The sequence below is a fragment of the Chlamydiota bacterium genome, from assembly GCA_012729785.1.
GTDB lineage: Bacteria > Auribacterota > Tritonobacteria > UBA1439 > UBA1439 > UBA1439.
Map to the genome: position 1 here is coordinate 23468 of JAAYCL010000027.1, position 17021 is coordinate 40488.

13 protein-coding genes are annotated in these 17021 nt (G+C 68.2%); 8 read left to right on the forward strand and 5 right to left on the reverse strand.

The window, feature by feature from the left end; all coding sequences use genetic code 11:
• Nucleotides 1–115 precede the first annotated feature (115 nt).
• The 5 genes from GXY35_06440 to GXY35_06460 are packed head-to-tail and all read left to right on the forward strand — an operon-like array spanning nt 116 to nt 6697.
• Nucleotides 116–568 (forward strand): MarR family transcriptional regulator, encoded by a 453-nt coding sequence (locus tag GXY35_06440; GenBank protein ID NLW94214.1) that lies wholly within the window; start codon nt 116–118, stop codon nt 566–568.
• Entirely contained in the window at nt 565–2103 is a 1539-nt protein-coding gene (locus GXY35_06445) for a TolC family protein (protein NLW94215.1), read from the forward strand. The genes GXY35_06440 and GXY35_06445 overlap by 4 nt, the downstream gene beginning before the upstream one ends.
• A 1-nt stretch (nt 2104) precedes the next feature.
• Entirely contained in the window at nt 2105–3091 is a 987-nt protein-coding gene (locus tag GXY35_06450) for an efflux RND transporter periplasmic adaptor subunit (GenBank protein ID NLW94216.1), read from the forward strand.
• A gap of 18 nt (nt 3092–3109) precedes the next feature.
• On the forward strand, nt 3110–6358 hold the full coding sequence (locus GXY35_06455) for an efflux RND transporter permease subunit (protein ID NLW94217.1): 3249 nt from the start codon (nt 3110–3112) through the stop codon (nt 6356–6358).
• 45 nt (nt 6359–6403) lie between these two features.
• Nucleotides 6404–6697 (forward strand): hypothetical protein, encoded by a 294-nt coding sequence (locus GXY35_06460; GenBank protein ID NLW94218.1) that lies wholly within the window; start codon nt 6404–6406, stop codon nt 6695–6697.
• Between the two features lie 97 nt (nt 6698–6794).
• On the opposite strand, the gene GXY35_06465 is transcribed toward GXY35_06460, so the two are convergent.
• Both GXY35_06465 and GXY35_06470 read right to left on the reverse strand, forming a co-directional pair.
• Nucleotides 6795–7439, reverse strand: a complete 645-nt coding sequence (locus GXY35_06465) for a TIGR00153 family protein (protein ID NLW94219.1) — start codon at nt 7437–7439, stop codon at nt 6795–6797.
• Between the two features lie 17 nt (nt 7440–7456).
• Nucleotides 7457–8434: an inorganic phosphate transporter gene (locus tag GXY35_06470; protein NLW94220.1), complete on the reverse strand. Its 978-nt coding sequence runs from the start codon at nt 8432–8434 to the stop codon at nt 7457–7459.
• Between the two features lie 153 nt (nt 8435–8587).
• Here GXY35_06470 and GXY35_06475 point away from each other — a divergent pair, with 153 nt between their 5' ends.
• Complete coding sequence (locus GXY35_06475) at nt 8588–8731, forward strand: hypothetical protein (protein NLW94221.1); 144 nt, start codon at nt 8588–8590, stop codon at nt 8729–8731.
• A 12-nt stretch (nt 8732–8743) separates the two neighbouring features.
• Here GXY35_06475 and GXY35_06480 read toward each other — a convergent pair whose 3' ends face one another.
• On the reverse strand, nt 8744–9793 hold the full coding sequence (locus GXY35_06480) for a hypothetical protein (GenBank protein NLW94222.1): 1050 nt from the start codon (nt 9791–9793) through the stop codon (nt 8744–8746).
• Between the two features lie 155 nt (nt 9794–9948).
• Here GXY35_06480 and dusB point away from each other — a divergent pair, with 155 nt between their 5' ends.
• Nucleotides 9949–10920, forward strand: a complete 972-nt coding sequence (dusB, locus tag GXY35_06485) for a tRNA dihydrouridine synthase DusB (protein NLW94223.1) — start codon at nt 9949–9951, stop codon at nt 10918–10920.
• A gap of 9 nt (nt 10921–10929) precedes the next feature.
• On the opposite strand, the gene GXY35_06490 is transcribed toward dusB, so the two are convergent.
• Together GXY35_06490 and GXY35_06495 are read right to left on the reverse strand one after the other, a co-directional pair.
• Nucleotides 10930–12555, reverse strand: a complete 1626-nt coding sequence (locus GXY35_06490; protein ID NLW94224.1) for a tetratricopeptide repeat protein — start codon at nt 12553–12555, stop codon at nt 10930–10932.
• Between the two features lie 441 nt (nt 12556–12996).
• Nucleotides 12997–14247 (reverse strand): hypothetical protein, encoded by a 1251-nt coding sequence (locus GXY35_06495; protein NLW94225.1) that lies wholly within the window; start codon nt 14245–14247, stop codon nt 12997–12999.
• A 47-nt stretch (nt 14248–14294) separates the two neighbouring features.
• On the opposite strand from GXY35_06495, the gene GXY35_06500 reads away from it, so the two are divergent.
• Complete coding sequence (locus GXY35_06500) at nt 14295–16856, forward strand: glycosyltransferase family 1 protein (protein NLW94226.1); 2562 nt, start codon at nt 14295–14297, stop codon at nt 16854–16856.
• The last annotated feature ends 165 nt before the right edge of the window (nt 16857–17021 follow it).

Below are 17021 nucleotides of genomic sequence, written 5' to 3' on the forward strand. Positions count from 1 at the left end.
AAACGGGGATAATGGTCATATATTAAATTATTCAATATATTTACTGTTTGACATTTGATCAATATCCGTGTACCCTGGGACGTCACGCTTGGAGCGTCACGATGGAGAGCCCACGATGACGGACCGCAAGGATTTCCTGAAGCTGCTGCGCCAGGTGCACCTGCGCTTCACGAAGTTCTACTCGAAGAAGATCGCCTGCCTTCGGGTGACATCGCCGCAGTACATGACGCTGATGATCCTCATCGAGGAGGGGGCCCAGAAGATGCACGACCTCGCCGACTTCCTCCAGGTTTCGACGCCGGCGGTCACGAATCTCGTGGACAAGCTCGAGGCGGCGGGCTACGCGCGGCGCTCCCCTCACCCCGCCGACCGGCGCGTCTTCGTGATCGCGCTCACCCCCGAGGGGACGCGCGTCGTCTCCGCCCTCCGCGAGGAGGGGCTCGCCCTACTCAGGGAGGCGCTCGGCACGATGCCCGAGCAGGACCAGGAGGCGGTGCTCCGCTTCTACCGGAACCTCCTGGCGCGCCTCGACGCCGCGCTCAGCCGCAACGGGGGGAACCGCCGATGAGCCGGACGGCCCGCCGGGCGCTCCTCGCGGCGCTCCTCGCGGCCTCCGCCGTCTCCGCGGCGGAGAACGGGGACGACGGCCCGCCTCCGTCGGTGACGCGCGAGGCGTTCCTCAAATCCGCCGCCCAGCGGACGGTTCTCCGCATCGGGCTGGTGGATGTCGTGGCCTACGCCCTGCAGAAGAACTCCGAGATCAGGATCGCGCGCATCGAGCCGAAGCTGAAGGCCGACGACGTCCGGATCGCGCAGTCCGCCTTCGAGCCGGCGTTCACCGCCGACTACCTGCTCCGCGACGTCACCGAGGAGAGCGCGAGCGTCTTCTTCCCCGGCAACCAGAGGAGCCGCTCGATGGGGTTCGACGCCGGGATCCTCGGGAAACTGGTCACCGGGACGACCTACCGTTTCGATTTTTTGAACGACCGGGAGCGAACCAACTCCGACATCACCGCGCTCAATCCCTCCTACACCAGCGAACCGCTCATCACCCTCACCCAGCCGCTGCTGCGGGGGTTCGGCGTCGCCGTGAACCGCGCGGAGATCATCATCGCCCGCAACAACGAACGCCAGTCGATCGAAACGTTCAGGGCGGCGGCGATAGACGCCGTCAGCGATGCGAAGAACGCCTACTACGCCTACGCCTACGCGATCGAGGCGCGGCAGATCGCCAGGGACTTCCTCGCGAGCGCGAGGGAACTCGTCGAGATCAACCGCGCCCGCTACGCGAAGGGGATCGCCAGCTCCGTGGATCTCCTCGAGGCCGAGGCGGCCGAGGCGGAACGCGAAAAGCTCCTCCTCGACGCCGAGTACGGCCTCAAGACCGCGGAGGACAAGCTGAAGTTCGTCACCAACCTCGTCGACGACCCCGAGACGTGGAACGCGGAGATCGAGCTCATCGAGAAGCCCGACTTCTCCGTCCGGTCCGTCGATCTGGTCCAGTCGATCCTGGACGCCTTCGAGCACAGGCCCGATTACCGCGCCAGGAAGATCGAGGTCAAGAACAAGGATATCCGCATCGTGACGGCGAAGAACGCCCTCCTCCCCACGCTCGACGTCGTCGGGAGCTTCGGCCTGAACGGCCTCGGGGACCAGTACGGCCGCGCCGTCGAGAGCATCCACTGGCGCTACAAGGACTGGGGCGTCGGCGGATCGCTGCGCGTGCCGTGGGGGAAGGGCGACCGGGCCCGCTATGACCAGTCGAAGCTCGAGAAGGCGCAGCTGCTCCTCGAACTCGAGCGGATGGAGCAGCGGATCATCCTCGATGTGCGGGACAAGGTGCGGGAGGTCGACCTCCAGTACCGGCAGAAGCAGGCCTCGCAGGTGGCCCGGGACAAGGAGGAGGAGAACTACACCGCGCAGAAGGATCGCCTCGCGGCCGGGCAGGTCAGCACGCACGACATGCTCGACTACCAGTATCGGTACTCGAAGGCGGAACTCGATCTCAAACAGTCGATCGTCAACTACAACAGCGCGCTCGTGAACCTCGACAGGGAAGTCGGCCTCACGCTGGCGAGGAGCGACGTGACGCTGGAGGAGTGATATGCCTACGTTCGCAACACCGTCCACGATCCATGCCCGCGGAACCCGCCGGCCGTCGATCGTGCGCCATGCCCTGTGGACCGTCGTCGCCGTCCTCGCCGTTTCGGGATGCGGGAGCAGGGAGACGGAGGAGAAGGAGCGCATCCCGATCAGGGCGGTGCACGCGGCCGCCGAGACGATCTCGCGGACCCTCGATTACGCCAGCACCATCGAGGCGTGGGACAAGGCCGAGGTCTTCCCGAAGGTGAACGGCAAGATCATCGAGAAACTCAAGGAGGACGGGGAACCGATCGACAAGGGTGAGGTCATCGCCTATATCGACCGCGACGAGGTCGGGTTCAAGTTCGAGAAGGCGCCCGTCGAGAGCCCCCTCGCCGGCCTCGTCGGGCGCATCTACGTGGACAAGGGGACGAACGTCACCGCCCAGACCGCCGTGGCCCTCGTGGTGGCCATCGACCAGGTCAAGGTGCGCCTCGATGTGCCGGAGCGGTACCTCCCCCAGGTCTCGATAGGACAGACGGCCCGCGTGCGCGTGGATGCGTACCCGGGGACGGTCTTTGACGGCACGGTGACCCGGATCAGCCCGGTCGTCGAGATCGAGACGCGCACCGCCCCCGTCGAGATCTCGATCGACAACGCGGACCACCGACTCAAGCCCGGGATGTTCGCGGGCGTCCAGCTCGTCCTCGAACAGAGGGAGAACGTCCTCACCGTGCTGCAGGAGGCGGTGATCGGCCGGGAGCCCGACACCTACGTCTTCGTCGTCAACGACGGCGTCGCCCGGGTGCGCAACGTCGCGCTCGGCCTGCGCGAGAACTACCGGGTCGAGGTGCGCGAAGGTTTGAAGGCGGGGGACATGGTCGCGGTGATGGGGCAGGAGCGTCTCCGCGACGGAGCGGCGGTGAGCGTGGAGATCGACGGCGAACAGCCGCAGGCCACGCCGACCGCCTCGACGGGGCGCGATCCACAGCCGACGGCCGTGGACTGATCGGCACGGGGTGAGGAGATGAGCCTTCCGGAGTTCGGCGTACGCAAGCCGGTCACCAACCTGATGATCTTCTCGGGGATCATCGTGATCGCCCTCTACTCCCTCGGGCACCTCGGCGTCGACCTGATGCCCGAGATCGAGCCCCCGGCGATCACCGTCATCTCGACCTACTCCGGCGCCAACCCCGAGGACATCGAGTCCAAGGTGACCGAGCCGCTCGAGAACCAGCTCGCGACCACGCCGGGGATCGACAAGATCACCGCCCGCTGCCTCGAAGGGATCTCCCTCATCACCCTGAAGTTCAACTGGGGGACTAACCTCGACGAGGCCTCCAACGACATCCGCGACCGGATCGACCGCGCCAAGAAGTTCCTCCCCGACATCCCCGACGAGATGGACGAGCCGTCCATCTTCAAGTTCAACACCGCGATGATCCCCATCCTCTTCGTCGGCTTCAGCGCCGACCGCTCCTATCCCGACCTGTACGACCTGATCGACAAGCGCATCGTGGACGACCTGAAGCAGATCCCCGGCGTCGGCACGCTCACCCTCCAGGGGGGGCTCCAGCGGCAGATCAACATCTGGATCGACAGGCGGCGCCTCGAGGCGTACGGTTTCTCCATCCTCGACATCGAGGAACTGCTGGGGAAGGAGAACTTCACGCAGCCGGCCGGCAGCATCAAGTACGGCCTCACCGACTACCTCGTCCGGGTGCCGGGCGAGTTCGTGACGCCCGAGGAGATCGACACCGTCATCCTCGGGCAGCGCAAGGGGAACCTGATCTACCTGAAGGACGTCGCGCGCGTCGAGGACGGCTTCAAGGAGGTCACGAGCGACGTGCAGGTCAACCGCAACCCCGGCCTGATGATGATCATCCAGAAGCAGATCGGGTCGAACAGCGTCCAGGTCGCCGAGCGGGTGAAGAAGCGCCTCGCGGACCTGACCCGGGATCTCCCCGCCGATGTGAAGACGACCGTCATCGCCGACACCTCCGAGGACATCATCGACTCCCTGAACTCCCTCAAGACGACCGTCTGGCAGGGCGGGTTCTTCGTCATCATCGTCGTCTGGTTCTTCCTGCGCCGCCTCGTCCCCAGTCTCATCATCGCTCTCACCATCCCCTTCTCGCTCCTGATCGCCTTCATCTACCTCTTCCTCACGGGCCGCACCATCAACATCGTCAGCCTCTCCTCGCTCACCATCGGCATCGGGATGGTGGTGGACAACGCCATCGTCATCGTGGACAACGTCTACCGGCACATGGAGCGCGGGAGGCGCCCCCAGGAGGCGGCGATCTTCGGGACGAGCGAGATGTTCCTCTCCGTGGCCGCCTCCACCGCCACGACCGTGGTCGTCTTCCTCCCGATGCTCTTCATCTCCGGCCTCGTGGGGATCTGGTTCGGAGAGCTGGCCATCACCATAACCGTGACGCTCGTCGCCTCGCTCTTCACGGCCTCGACGTTCAGCCCGATGCTCTGCTCGAAGCTGATGAAGGTCGACCGGCGGTCCGCGGTCCACGACGTATCGCCCGACAAGCGCGTCCCGGGAGACGGAGCGTCGGCCATCGGCCGGTGGAGAGACCTCCTGGGCCGGTTCTACGAAATGTCGGAGCGGTGGTTCGTCTCGTGGGAGACCCGTTACGCGCAGGCCCTCGCCTGGTGCCTCGCCCGGCGCAGGGTCGCGCTCGGCGGCTTCACGGCGGTCTTCATCGGCAGCCTCCTCCTCATCCCGTTCGTCGGCTACGAGTTCGCCCCCGAGGACGACCAGGGTGACATCCGCGCGACCCTCCAGCTCCCCATCGGGACGCGCATCGAGGAGACGATCAAGGTGGGGCGCCGGGTCGAGGAGCTCTTCGTCAACGAGATACCCGAGCTGCGCGACATCTACGTCCGGAGCGGCCTCAGCTCCGACGTCGGGGCGATCTTCGGCGACGCGACCGGCCCGCACATCATCAACGTGGGGGTGAAGTGCGGGCCGAAGACCGAGCGGCGGCGCAGCGCCAAGGAGATCGCCAACGCCGTCCGGGAGAAGGTGCTGCTGATCCCCGGGATCGTGAAAACGAACTTCTCCGTCGGCAACCCGCTCGGGCGCGCCATCTCGGGCTCGGGGGGCAAGGAGGTCCAGGTCGAGATCATCGGCCACTCGTTCGAGGAGACGGGGCGCGTCGCCGAACAGATCAAGGCGGTGATGGAGAAGGTGCCGGGCGCGGTGGAGGTCAGCATCTCGCGCGAGCTCAAGCGGCCCGAGTTCCGGATCGAGGTCAACCGCGAGAAGGCCGCCGCCCTCGGCCTCAACATGCGCACCATCGCCGACACGGTCAAGACCTACATCGAGGGCGAGTCGGCCACCCGCTACCGCGAGGCGGGCGACACCTACGACATCTACGTCCGCCTGGACGAGGAGTCGCGCTCGAAACGGGAGGACATCGAGGGGCTCGTCGTCGTCTCCCCGTTCACGCAGAAGCAGATCAAGCTCGCGAGCGTCGCCCGCTTCCGCGAGACGTTCGGCCCGATGGAGATCGAGCGGAAGAACCGCGAGCGGGTGATGCGCGTCGAGTGCAACACCTACCAACGCTCCACCGGCAAGGTCAGCGACGACATCCTGGAGGGGATGAAACAGATCGCGCTCCCCGCCGGCGTCACGCTCAACTTCGGCGGGCAGGCCGAGGAGCAGTCCGAGGCGTTCCTGAACCTGACCTACCTCCTCATCCTCGGCACCCTCCTCGTCTATATGGTGATGGCGGCGCAGTTCGAGTCGCTCCTGGACCCGTTCGTCATCATGTTCGCCATCCCGTTCACCTTCACGGGCGCCATCCTCGCCTTCGTGCTGACCGGCACCTATCTGAACGTGATGTCGTTCCTCGCCCTCGTGATGCTGATGGGGATCGTGGTGAACAACGCGATCGTCCTCATCAGCTACATCATCATCCTCCGCGCGCGCGGCAAATCGATGGTGGACGCCATCACGGAGGCGGGACGGGATCGTCTCCGGCCCGTCCTCAGCACGACCGTCACCACGCTCGCGGGCCTGCTCCCCCTCGCCATCTCGCGCGGGGAGGGCTCGGAGACCTGGCAGCCGCTCGGGATCACGATGATCGGCGGGCTGTCCGTCTCGACGTTCATCACGATGCTCTTCGTGCCGACGCTCTACGCGGTCTTCGAGACGCACCTGAAGAAGCGCGAGGAGAAGCGCAAGCGGAGGGCGTGCCCCGTCACGTCGGCCGACGGCCGGCAAGCCGCGGTCGAGGGCGATGACCGCTCGAGGTGAGCCGCCGGTTATCGGCCATGAACTGATCTGAACGGAGCCGGGACTATGAAGATGGTGATGGTCTGCTACAACGAGGCGATCGACGACGAGTTGATGGAGATGCTCGAGTCGTGCGCGCTCGCCAACTACACGAAGGTCCTGGGGGCCTTCGGTAGGGGGGAGAGCTCGGGGACGCACCTCGGGAACGACGTCTGGCCGGGGCGCAACAACATCCTCTACGCGGCGTGCGGCGACGCGAACGCCGCCCGCCTGCTCGCAGCCGTGCGGGAGCTGGGGCGGGAGTACCGCGAGGAGGGGATCAAGGCGTTCTGCTGGACGATCGACGACGCCACGGGATGACGCCGCCCCGCGCGCATCTGCCGGTCATTGCGAACCGCGCCGGGGGTGCGTCGCCACTTCGCCTCTCGCGCTGACGCGGAGGGGTCGGCCCGGCCCGTCAGACGGCCTGCTTCGAGATCAGCACCTGGATCCGGTCGCCGACGTCCTCGACCGCGTCCGCGATCTCCGAGATCAGCGTGAGCAGCTCGCTGATGAGGATCTTCTCCGCGAGCGTGATGTCGATCTCCTGGAACAGCCGCTTCAGCAGCTTGAACTCGATGGCGTCCGCCGCCTGCTCCCGCGCCGATATCTCCTGAATCAGAGCCATCGACTTCTCCCGGTCCAGCAGCGACCCCTCCATCAGCTGGACCAGCGGCTCGATCGCCTCCACGGCGCGCGTCGTCAGCATCCGGATGTCCGCGTGCAGCTCCTGCGGGATCTTCGGCATCTGGATCACCATCGTCTGCGTCACCGTCTTGGCGCGGTTGGCGATCTCGTCGATCAACTCCACGATATCGATGAAATCCTCCCGGATGAACGGCAGGAACGCGCCGTCGGCCAGCTTCGCGATGATCTCGCGCCGCACCACGTCGGCCTCGTGCTCCTTCTTGTGCACGTTGTAGGAGCTCACGTTCGCCTCCTCGGCGTGCCCGTCGAGGTAGAGCGAGATCGTCTTCTCGAACAGGACCAGGCACTCCTTGATCCTGTCGACGTGCCTCTTCATGAACTGCCTGACCTGCTGCTCCTTCTTGTCGAAGAACACGGTTCACCTCCTTGTTGTCAGCGTATGCCCAGCGCCAGGGCGATGCCTATCGCGAGCAGCGCGGCGACGACCGGGGACAGGAACCAGGCGGAGAAGATCGCCCAGAGCTTCCGGGCGTTCACGGTGCTCACGCCCCGCACGAGCCCCACCCCCGCGACCGCCCCGACGATCGCCTGGGACGACGAGACCGGGATGGCGAGCTGGGTGAAGAAGTGGACGACGAGCGAGTGCGTGAGCACGGCGATGAGCGCGGAAAACGGGTCGAGGGCGGTGATATCCTTGCCCACCGTCCTGATGACGTTCCCCCCGTAGGTCAGCGCCCCGACGGCCATCGCGACGCCGCCGAGCGTCGCCGCCCAGATGGCGTGGGCGCGGGAGGGGTCGCCGAAGAAACCCGCCTGGTAGAACGGCCCGGTCGTGACGACGACGTTGTTCGCCCCCATCGCGTAGGCCCCGTAGCAGCCGAAGACAAGGAGGCCGATCTTGTAGATCGTATTGAGGACGGCCACCCGCTTGACGGTGCGCTGGACGACCCAGCCGAGACCTCTGACCCCGGCGTAGGAGACGGCCGCCGAGGCGATGGGGAGGATGATCCAGGAGACGAGCCAGTAGAGGAGCTTCGTCCAGCTGATGCCGGCCATCCCCATCGAGAGGATGGAGATCCCCATCACGCCGCCGATGGCGTTCTGCGTGGTGGAGGTCGGGATGCCGAAGTACGTCTGCACCATTATGCTCGCGGCGCCCGCGGTGGTGGCGACGGCCGCCTGCGTGAAGGAGACCTTGAACTCCCCGCTCTTGTCGAACTTGTAGCCGTCGTAGAGCTTGTACCCCTCGAGGATGGACCCCACCAGGACAAAGACGGCGACGCAGACGACGGCGGTGCGGTACTTGACGGCGCCGGTGCCGACCGCCGTCCCGAACATATTGCCGGCGTTGTTGGCCCCGATCCCCCAGCCGAGGAAGAGGCCGCCGAAGAGCTTGAGTAACGCGAGCACGATCGCCCCCCCTCCCCGCCCGAGAGATGCCGTCGCGCCATGCGCACGGGGGGGCAGTATACACGTTCACCCGAGGCGGCGGCAACGGAATTTCGCGCCGAAACAAGCATTTCCGTTGCCCGGGCGGGCCGCCTGTGCTAGGATCGACGCGCCATGAGAATCGTGCCCCCGCGCATCCCCGCCCTCCTCGCCCTCCTCCTGCTCGCCCTCCTCGCCGCCTCCGGGGGCTGCGCCTCCATGAAGCGGCAGTGGGAGGATTTCACGCAGTACATGCACGACGACGTCGTGCGCTGGTGACCCCTTCCGCGCCTACCAGGCGTGCGGCAGCAGTATCCGAAGGAGTATCGCCGTGTAGAGCAGCGGCATGGCCCAGCGCGCCATCCGGTTGACCAGGTTGAGCCGCGAGTGGCGCCGGCCGTGGAGGGCGTGCTCGAGGACGCTCACCGCCGCCCCCAGCGCGAGGCTGGCGTAGGTGAGCAGGTAGACCCTGTCCACGATCGTCAGGTAGGAGATCTTCGGGATATTGAAGCTGATGGCGAACTGCGTCGCGATGCAGGCGAGGAGGCATGACAGGCACAAGGCGACGCGGTGGTACAGTTCAGGGATCTGGACGAAGTAGACGGCGAATGACATCGCCATCACCAGGACGGTGGGGAAGAAGATCCTCCAGACGTAGAAGGCGCTGTTGCGGCTGACGCTGACAAGGGCGACGAACTCCGAGTAGGTGCTCCCGAGGCCCGGGGGACTCACGGCGCGGCAGACGGTCTCCACGCCCGTCACCCGGAGGTCGTCGCAGGTATCCCCCCCCGCGAACCCGTTCATCGATGGGTCGGTGACGAACCGCACCGCGCCGTGGTCGAAGAGGAACGACTGGAGCCGCACCTCGAGCACCTGGCGGTCGAACGGGAAGCGGCGGAAGTCGAACCGGCTCCGGAACTGCGACGTCAGGTTGATCTGGAAGGTCACGCCCCCGTCCGAAGCGATCGCAAGCGACCGGTTCTTCACCTGCGGGTTCACCGCGTTGACGAGTTCCACCTCCGGCCACCAGATCCCCTTCAACGCCTCCTCGGCGTCCCTCCCGACGAAGATGCGCCGGGCATCCCCGTCCGCCTTCGAAACGAAGGCGAGGCGCGGGTCGTTCCAGGCGACCTGGAGGTACAGATCGGCCTCGAACGACTCCGTCCGTTCGCTCACGGAGGCGAGGTTGAGGAGGTAGAAGCCGGTTTTGACCGCGACGGGGCGGATACCGGGAGGGGCCTGCAGCGGATCGGGGGCCGCCGCGGCGGGAGCGGCGCTCCCCGGACAGCAGGCGGCGGCGAGGATGGCCGCGCACACCGCCCATGTCAGGATGCCGCGCATGTCCGAGGGCCCCGGAGACCGATCGCCACCCATTATTGAGGGCGCCGCGCCGGGATGCAAGCGAAATAGCGCCCCCCCCCCCCCCCCCGCCGGCCGACGGAGGCAAACGGGAGGAAGAACGGCGCGTGCAGACCCCGCCGTGGTAGAATCCCCCCATGCCACTCGTCATCGGGAACCTCGCCCTGCCGTCGCGGCTCCTCCTCTCCCCCCTCGCCGGGGTGAGCGACCTGCCGTTCCGCCTCGTCGCCCGCGGCCTCGGCTGCCGGTTCGCCTTCGCCGAGATGATCAGCGCCGCCGCCCTCGTCCGCGGGAGCCCGCGCACGATCCGGATGCTCCGGACGGAGACCGCGGACGCGCCGCTCGGCGTGCAGCTCTTCGGCGCGGACCCGGTCCAGGCCGCGCGCGCGGTGGAGATCCTCTGCGAGCGCCCCCCCGCCCTCATCGACTTCAACGCGGCCTGCCCGGCGCGGAAGATAGTCCGGCGCGGCGAGGGGGCGGCGCTCCTCAGGGACCCGGCCGCCCTCGAAGCGATCCTCCGCGCGATGGCCTCGCGCGCCTCCGTGCCGGTGACCGTGAAGCTCCGCGCGGGCTGGGACGCCTCCTCCCCCGCGGCGCGTGAGATCGCCCTCCGGGCGCGGGACGCCGGGGTGCGAGCGATCTTCATCCACGGGAGGACGATGCGGCAGGGGTACACCGGCTCCGTGGACTACGCGGCGATACGGGCGGTGAAGGAGGCCCTCGACATCCCGGTCGTGGCCAGCGGCGACGCGCTCACACCCGCCCTCGTGAAGCGGCTGCTCGACGAGACCGGCTGCGACGGGGCGCTGCTCGCGCGCGGGGCGCTCGGGAACCCGTGGCTGTTCGCCGAGGCGGAGACGTTCCTCTCGGGCGGGAGCGTCCCGCCGCGCCCCTCCCGCGGCGAGATCGCCGCGACGATGCTCCGCCACCTCGCCCTGCTCTGCGCGCACTACGGGGAGGGGCACGGCCCCACGGTGTTCCGCAAGCACTTCGCCTGGTACACGCGGGGGATGGCGGGGACGAAGCCGCTCAAGGAGAAGGCCTTCAAGGCGGCGACGGAAGAGGCGATGCGCGGCCTGATCGAGGCGCTGCGGGAAGGCGGCGGATGACGGCCGGCGTCATTCCCGCGGGGCGGGCGAAAGCGCCGCGCGGCACCGCCTGATCCGCGCCCGCAGCGGCGCGTCGTCGAGGTAGACGGGGTTGAGGCGCAGCGCCCGCTCGTACGCCTCGAGGGCGCGCGCCGGATCGCCCATGGCCTCGTGCGCGATCCCCCTCGTGTGGTGCGCCTGCGCCGCGTAGACGAGGTCCTTCTCCAGATTGCCCGCCTTCTCGAGTTCCCGCAGCGCCTCCTCGTGCCGGCCGGTGAGGATGAGGACGTTGGCGAGATTGTTCCGGGCGGAGCCGGATTTCGGCCGGAGCGAGAGGGATCGCCGCAGCGCCTCCTCCGCCTCCGCGTAGCGCCGCTCCCGCGCGTAGGCGATGCCGAGGTTGTTCAACGCATCCGGGTTCGCCGGATCCTGCGCGATGGAAGACTCCCAGAGCGCGACGCTGTCCCGCCACGCCGTTCCGCGCGCGACCGTGAGAACGAGAAAGAGGGCGGCGACCGCCCCGAGACCCGCGAGCCATCCCCCGCGCATCCCCCTCCGCGCCGCGCGCGCCCACACCGCCCCGGAGAGGAGGCAGAAGGCGGCGCTCGGGAGGTACAGGTACCGGTCCGCCTTGATCACGTTCAAGGGGATGAACTGCAGCACGGGGAGGAGGCTCGCGATCCCCCAGCCGAGACAGAAGACGAACAGCCGGCCGGTTTTCCGCCGCTTCGCGGCGAGGGCCGCGAGCAGAGCCCACGCCGCGAGCGGGAGCAGGCACCTGATCTCGATACAACGGGGCGGGATGCGCACGAGGTAGAGGGCGTTCAGGCGGACGGGGAAGACGAGCATCCTGAGGTAGTCGCCCCCCACCCGCAACACGGCGCGGGCGGTCGCGGCGGGGCTTCCGCCGTGCCAGGGGAGGCGGATCTCGTTGTGCGGGTCGAGGCACAAGGCGGCGAGGAGGGTGAGGACGAGCGGGACCGCGAACGCCGCAAGGCGCCGGCAGGCGCGGCGGAGCGGCCGGCCCCGGAGCGCCGTCTCGTACAGGAGGAGGGCGAGAGGGAGGGTCGCCATCAGCGGCTTCGCCCAGACGGCGCCGAGGTAGAGCAGCGCGGCGAGCGAAAGAAAGCCCCGGCCGCCGCCCGCGTCCCGATGCGAATGCGCGCCCTCCCCCCGATCGGTCGAGGCCCCGCGCTCCGACGCACGGTAGGCGAGGAACGCGGCGAGGTAGCAGAGCATCGCGACGCCGTCCTTCCGGCTGGAGAGCCACGCCACCGACTCCACGTGCACGGGGTGGACGGCGAAGAGGGTTCCCGCGGCGAACGCGGCCCGCCCGTCTCCGGTCAGTTGCTCCGCGAGGAAAAAGAACGCCGCGACGATGAGAGCGTAGAGGAAGAGGTCGGTCAGGTGGTAGCCGACGGGATTCAGGCCCCAAAACCGGTAGTCGAGGGAGTGCGTGAACACGGTAAGAGGCGGATAGCTGAGGTGGAAGCAGCGAAGGAGGCGGAGCGGGTCGATCGAGCGGATCGTCGTGTTCCTGACGATCAGGTGCTCGTCGTCCCAGTTGGTGAAGCGGTTTTCGAGCATCCCGGCGTAGGCGACGAGTGCCAGGAGGACGAGGGAGGCAAGGAGGAGGAGACGGACGCGGGAGGTCATCCCTCCCTCCCGGCGGATTCGCACCGCCGCGGGCGCGACTGGAACGGTGTACACCGGGCCGGCTCCCCTTCCCGCCGCGGCCATCCGCGCACCCAAATCGTTTCCGCCTCGCGGCCGCGCGCCGCCGGGAGCGCCCGCGCGAATCCCTGCGGGGCGTCACACTGCCGGTACGCCGCGAGGCGTTCGCGTGCCGAGTCGGTGGAGGCGAGCATGTGGATAATTCCCCATTTCACGCGAAGGATGTCGACCGTACGGACCGGGCTGTCTCCGATCGAGAGGGGCGGGAACGTCGAGCCGGAAGGCACGACATCCCGAGTGCGCGAAGATCCGCCCCTTTCGCTGGGATCCCGATACGCGAAGCGCCTTCTCGACGTATCCCGGCGCGTTCCGGAGAAGATGGTCACAGGATCATATGCATTGTGCATAGCGCGGCGGGATCCGTCAACCGGGTGCGCCCTCGCACGCCCCCGCGATCCCCTCTCCCCAGAAGAGAACCTCGAACGGCGCGCCCGCCCCCTCGAGGATGTCGTACGCCGCGCCGAGCCCCGTCCTCCCCTCGCGGACCGGGTGCCCGACCTCGAGCAGATGCCCCGGGAGGACGCGGGCGGGCCGGATCGACGCGAGGCAGTGGCGGATCGCCTCGCGGTCGTCTGTGTCGGGGGAGACGCCGCCGCACTTGGGGATGAGGAGGTCCACCGGCCCGTCGTGCGCGACCGGCGCCGTGTAGTCGTGGTCGGCGAGGTGCAGGACGCGCGGCCCCCCGGGGAATTCCGCCTCGTAGCAGCGCATCGGCAGGGCGCGCCCGGCGCCGTAGACATGCCGTCCGGAGTGCGCGCGGACGCGCACGCCGCCGCCGAGGTCGAAAAGCTCCCCCGCGGAGGCGTGGCGCACGCCCCGCGCGAACAGGCACGAAAGCTCCGCGGGGATGACGGCCGTCTTCCCCGCCTCGCGCATCCTGGCGACCATCTCGACGTCGAGGTGGTCGAGGTGGCGGTGCGAGAGGAAGAGCAGATCGAGGCACGAGACGAGCCCCGCCGCGAGCCGTGCGGGGATATCCCACCAGACGCGCAGACCGGCGCGCGTGCTCACGACGTCGAAGCCGGCCACCGCCCCGGGTGTCTCGACGATGACGCCGTGGTTGTAGACGAGCCAGGCGCGCCACCCGGCGCGCACGCGCCCCCCCCGCAGCCGCTCCACGAGCCGGGCGAGGCGGCGCTGGAACAGCTCCCGGACCGCGGGCCGCTCCGCGGCGCCCTCCCGGAGGAGCTCCGCGTCCAGGGCGGCGAGCGCCGCCCGCCGCGGCGCGTGCCGGTCCCAGCGCGGCGGATGGGCCGCGAGCGCCGTCTCCGCCGACGCGATGAACCGTGCGTCCTCGCGCGGGCAGTCGATGTCGAAGGCGCTGTTGACCCAGCCGCCCGGGGCGGGCTCGACGCGCGGGTTCGCGGGGTCGGTGAACCACCGGCCGCCGTCCGCCACGTACTTGTACCGGTACGTCCCGGAGACGAGCCCCGCCGTCTCCGCCGTCCACGCCCCGTCCGGGCGGCGCCGCATCGGGCCGGCGGCGGGGTTCCAGGCGTTGAACTCCCCGGCCACGCCGACTGAACGCCACCCCCCGTCCTCCAGGACGAAGATCGCGCGCCCCTCCCCGTCGGGCGCGGTGACGCCGGGGGGAGGATGCTGTATTTTCCCCATTCCTGATGCTATCATACTCTTCCGAGCCGGCACAAAGGAGCCCTTCGATGAGAAAAGTCGTGCGCTACACGGTGATCCCGTCTCTCCCCGGGCGGCTGAAGCCGCTCCTCGACATCGCCTACAACCTCTGGTGGTCATGGAACCCGCGCGCGGTGGAGCTGTTCTGCGGCCTCGACCCCGCGCTCTGGGAGACGACCAGCCACAACCCGGTGAAGATGCTCGGCTCCCTGGCACCGGAGGCGATCGAGGGGCTGCTCAACAACGACGCCTACCTCGCGGGGATGGACAGGGTGGCTGAGGAACTGTCGCGGTACCTCGCCCACGGCACCTGGTACCAGAAGGAGCACGACAGCCACCTCGGGAGGACCATCGCGTACCTTTCCGCCGAGTTCGGCCTCCACGAGTGCCTCCCGCTCTACTCGGGGGGCCTCGGCGTCCTCGCGGGCGACTACCTCAAGTCCGCCAGCGAGCTAGGACTCCCGCTGATCGGCGTCGGGCTCGCCTACCGTTTCGGCTACTTCCGCCAGTATCTGAACCTCGACGGCTGGCAGCAGGAGACGTACTCGGAGAACGACTTCTACAACATGCCGATGACGCTCGTGAAGGACGAGGCGGGCGCGCCGGTCGTGGTGGACGTGCCGTTCCCGGGGCGGTCGGTGTTCGTGCATATCTGGAAGGTGCAGGTGGGGCGCATCCCGCTCTACCTCCTCGACACGAACATCGAGAAGAATTCGCACGACGACCGCGCCATCACCTCCCACCTCTACGGCGGCGGACACGAGATGCGGATCAGGCAGGAGCTCGTCCTCGGGATCGGCGGGATCAAGGCCCTGGCGGCGATCGGCTGCCCCCCGACGGTCACGCACATGAACGAGGGGCACTCGGCGTTTTTGGCGCTCGAGCGCACGCGCCACCTGATGGAGAAGCACTCCCTCTCGTTCGACGAGGCGCGCGGGCTCGTCGCCGCGACGAGCATCTTCACCACGCACACGGCGGTCCCCGCCGGCATCGACCGCTTCGACGCCGACCTGGTGCGCAGATACCTCTCCGGGTACTGCAAGAAGCTCGGGCTCCCCGTCGAGACGCTCCTCGATCTCGGCCGCGAGAAACCCGGCGACGGCGGCGAGCCGTTCTCGATGGCGGTCCTCGCCTGCCGCTTCGCCTCGTCGATCAACGGCGTGAGCAAGCTCCACGGCGAGGTCTCCCGCGCAATGTGGCACCGCCTCTGGCCCGAGGTGCCTTTGGACGAGATCCCCATCGGGCACGTCAGGAACGGCATCCACACGCCCACCTGGCTCTCCGACGAGATGGTGCGCCTCTACGACCGCCACATGGGGACGCGGTGGCGCTTCGAGCCGGAGAACACGAAGGTCTGGGAACGGATCGACAAGATCCCCGACGCCGAGCTCTGGGGGAGCTGCCAGCGCCTGCGCGAGCGGCTCGTCGGCTACGCGCGGCTGAAGCTCCAGGAGCAGCTCAAGGAGATGGGGGCGCACAGCGCGCGCGTCGCGGAGGCCGCCGAGTCGCTCGACCCCGCGGCCCTCACCATCGGATTCGCCCGGCGCTTCGCGACCTACAAGCGCGCCAGCCTCCTCATGCGCGATCCGGACCGGCTGGCCCGCATCGTCTCCATCCCCGGCAAGCCGGTCCAGTTCGTCTTCGCCGGCAAGGCGCACCCCGCCGACGAGGGGGGGAAGCGGCTCATCAAGGAGATCGTCCACCTCTCCGAGCAGGAGCCGTTCAGGAACAAGATCATCTTCCTCGAGAACTACGACATGGACCTCGCCCGCCGCCTCGTGCAGGGGGTGGACGTGTGGCTCAACACGCCGCGCCGCCCCCTCGAGGCGAGCGGCACGAGCGGGATGAAGGTGGTCGCCAACGGGGGCCTGACGGTGAGCACGCTCGACGGCTGGTGGCCGGAGGGCTACAACGGCGAGAACGGGTGGGCCATCGGGAGCGGCGAGGAGTACGAGGACGGCGACTACCAGGACGAGGTCGAGAGCCTCGCCCTCTACGAGCTGCTGGAGAAGGAGGTCGTCCCCCTCTTCTACGACCGGGGGAAGGACGGTTTGCCGCGCGACTGGATCGCGATGATGAAGAACTCGATCCGCACCCTCTCCCCGATCTTCAACACGAACCGGATGGCCGGGGAGTACACCGCGGCGATGTACCTGCCCGCGCTCGACCGCTGGAAGGCCGCCTCCGCCGACGGGATGGCCGCGGCCAAGGAGTTCACCCGCTGGTGCGCCGCGATGCGCGAGCAGTGGAACGGCGTGCAAATCCGGGACGTGAAGATCTCGGGCGTCTCGGAGCTCGGGGTGGGCTCCGAGCTCCCCGTGGAGGTCCAGGTGGAGCTCGGGAAGGTGAACCCGAAGGACGTCGCCGTGGAGCTGTTCCACGGCCCCCTGAACGCCGACGGGGAGATCGTGCACGGGAAGGCGGTCCCGCTCGCGCGCAAGAAGGCCTCCAAAAACAGGCACGAGGTCTACACCGGGGCGATCCGTTCCGCGGCGAGCGGGCAGTTCGGCTTCTCCGTCCGCGTGCTTCCGTCCCACCCGGCGCTCACGCACCGGTTCGAGACAGGCCTCCTGCACTGGTGGCACACATAGTGTCGGGGTCGGACCACGATATCCTGTTGCACGGGAATTCGTTAAGACTAATTTAGCCCCTAAAAACAGCCTTAGCGGCGATTTTGGGGCCCGAAAAACGCCTCTAAGACATCATCCGTATCGCCGATGGGCACCGGTCCGCGCCGTGGATGGCGCCGGGCACGC

Coding starts and splice junctions, on each gene's coding strand:
- GXY35_06455 (NLW94217.1), top strand. CDS start 3,110: ATGAGCCTTCCGGAGTTCGGCGTACGCAAGCCGGTCACCAACCTGATG.
- dusB (NLW94223.1), top strand. CDS start 9,949: ATGCCACTCGTCATCGGGAACCTCGCCCTGCCGTCGCGGCTCCTCCTC.
- GXY35_06495 (NLW94225.1), bottom strand. CDS start 14,247: ATGGGGAAAATACAGCATCCTCCCCCCGGCGTCACCGCGCCCGACGGG.
- GXY35_06500 (NLW94226.1), top strand. CDS start 14,295: ATGAGAAAAGTCGTGCGCTACACGGTGATCCCGTCTCTCCCCGGGCGG.
- GXY35_06490 (NLW94224.1), bottom strand. CDS start 12,555: ATGACCTCCCGCGTCCGTCTCCTCCTCCTTGCCTCCCTCGTCCTCCTG.
- GXY35_06475 (NLW94221.1), top strand. CDS start 8,588: ATGAGAATCGTGCCCCCGCGCATCCCCGCCCTCCTCGCCCTCCTCCTG.
- GXY35_06440 (NLW94214.1), top strand. CDS start 116: ATGACGGACCGCAAGGATTTCCTGAAGCTGCTGCGCCAGGTGCACCTG.
- GXY35_06450 (NLW94216.1), top strand. CDS start 2,105: ATGCCTACGTTCGCAACACCGTCCACGATCCATGCCCGCGGAACCCGC.
- GXY35_06480 (NLW94222.1), bottom strand. CDS start 9,793: ATGCGCGGCATCCTGACATGGGCGGTGTGCGCGGCCATCCTCGCCGCC.
- GXY35_06445 (NLW94215.1), top strand. CDS start 565: ATGAGCCGGACGGCCCGCCGGGCGCTCCTCGCGGCGCTCCTCGCGGCC.
- GXY35_06460 (NLW94218.1), top strand. CDS start 6,404: ATGAAGATGGTGATGGTCTGCTACAACGAGGCGATCGACGACGAGTTG.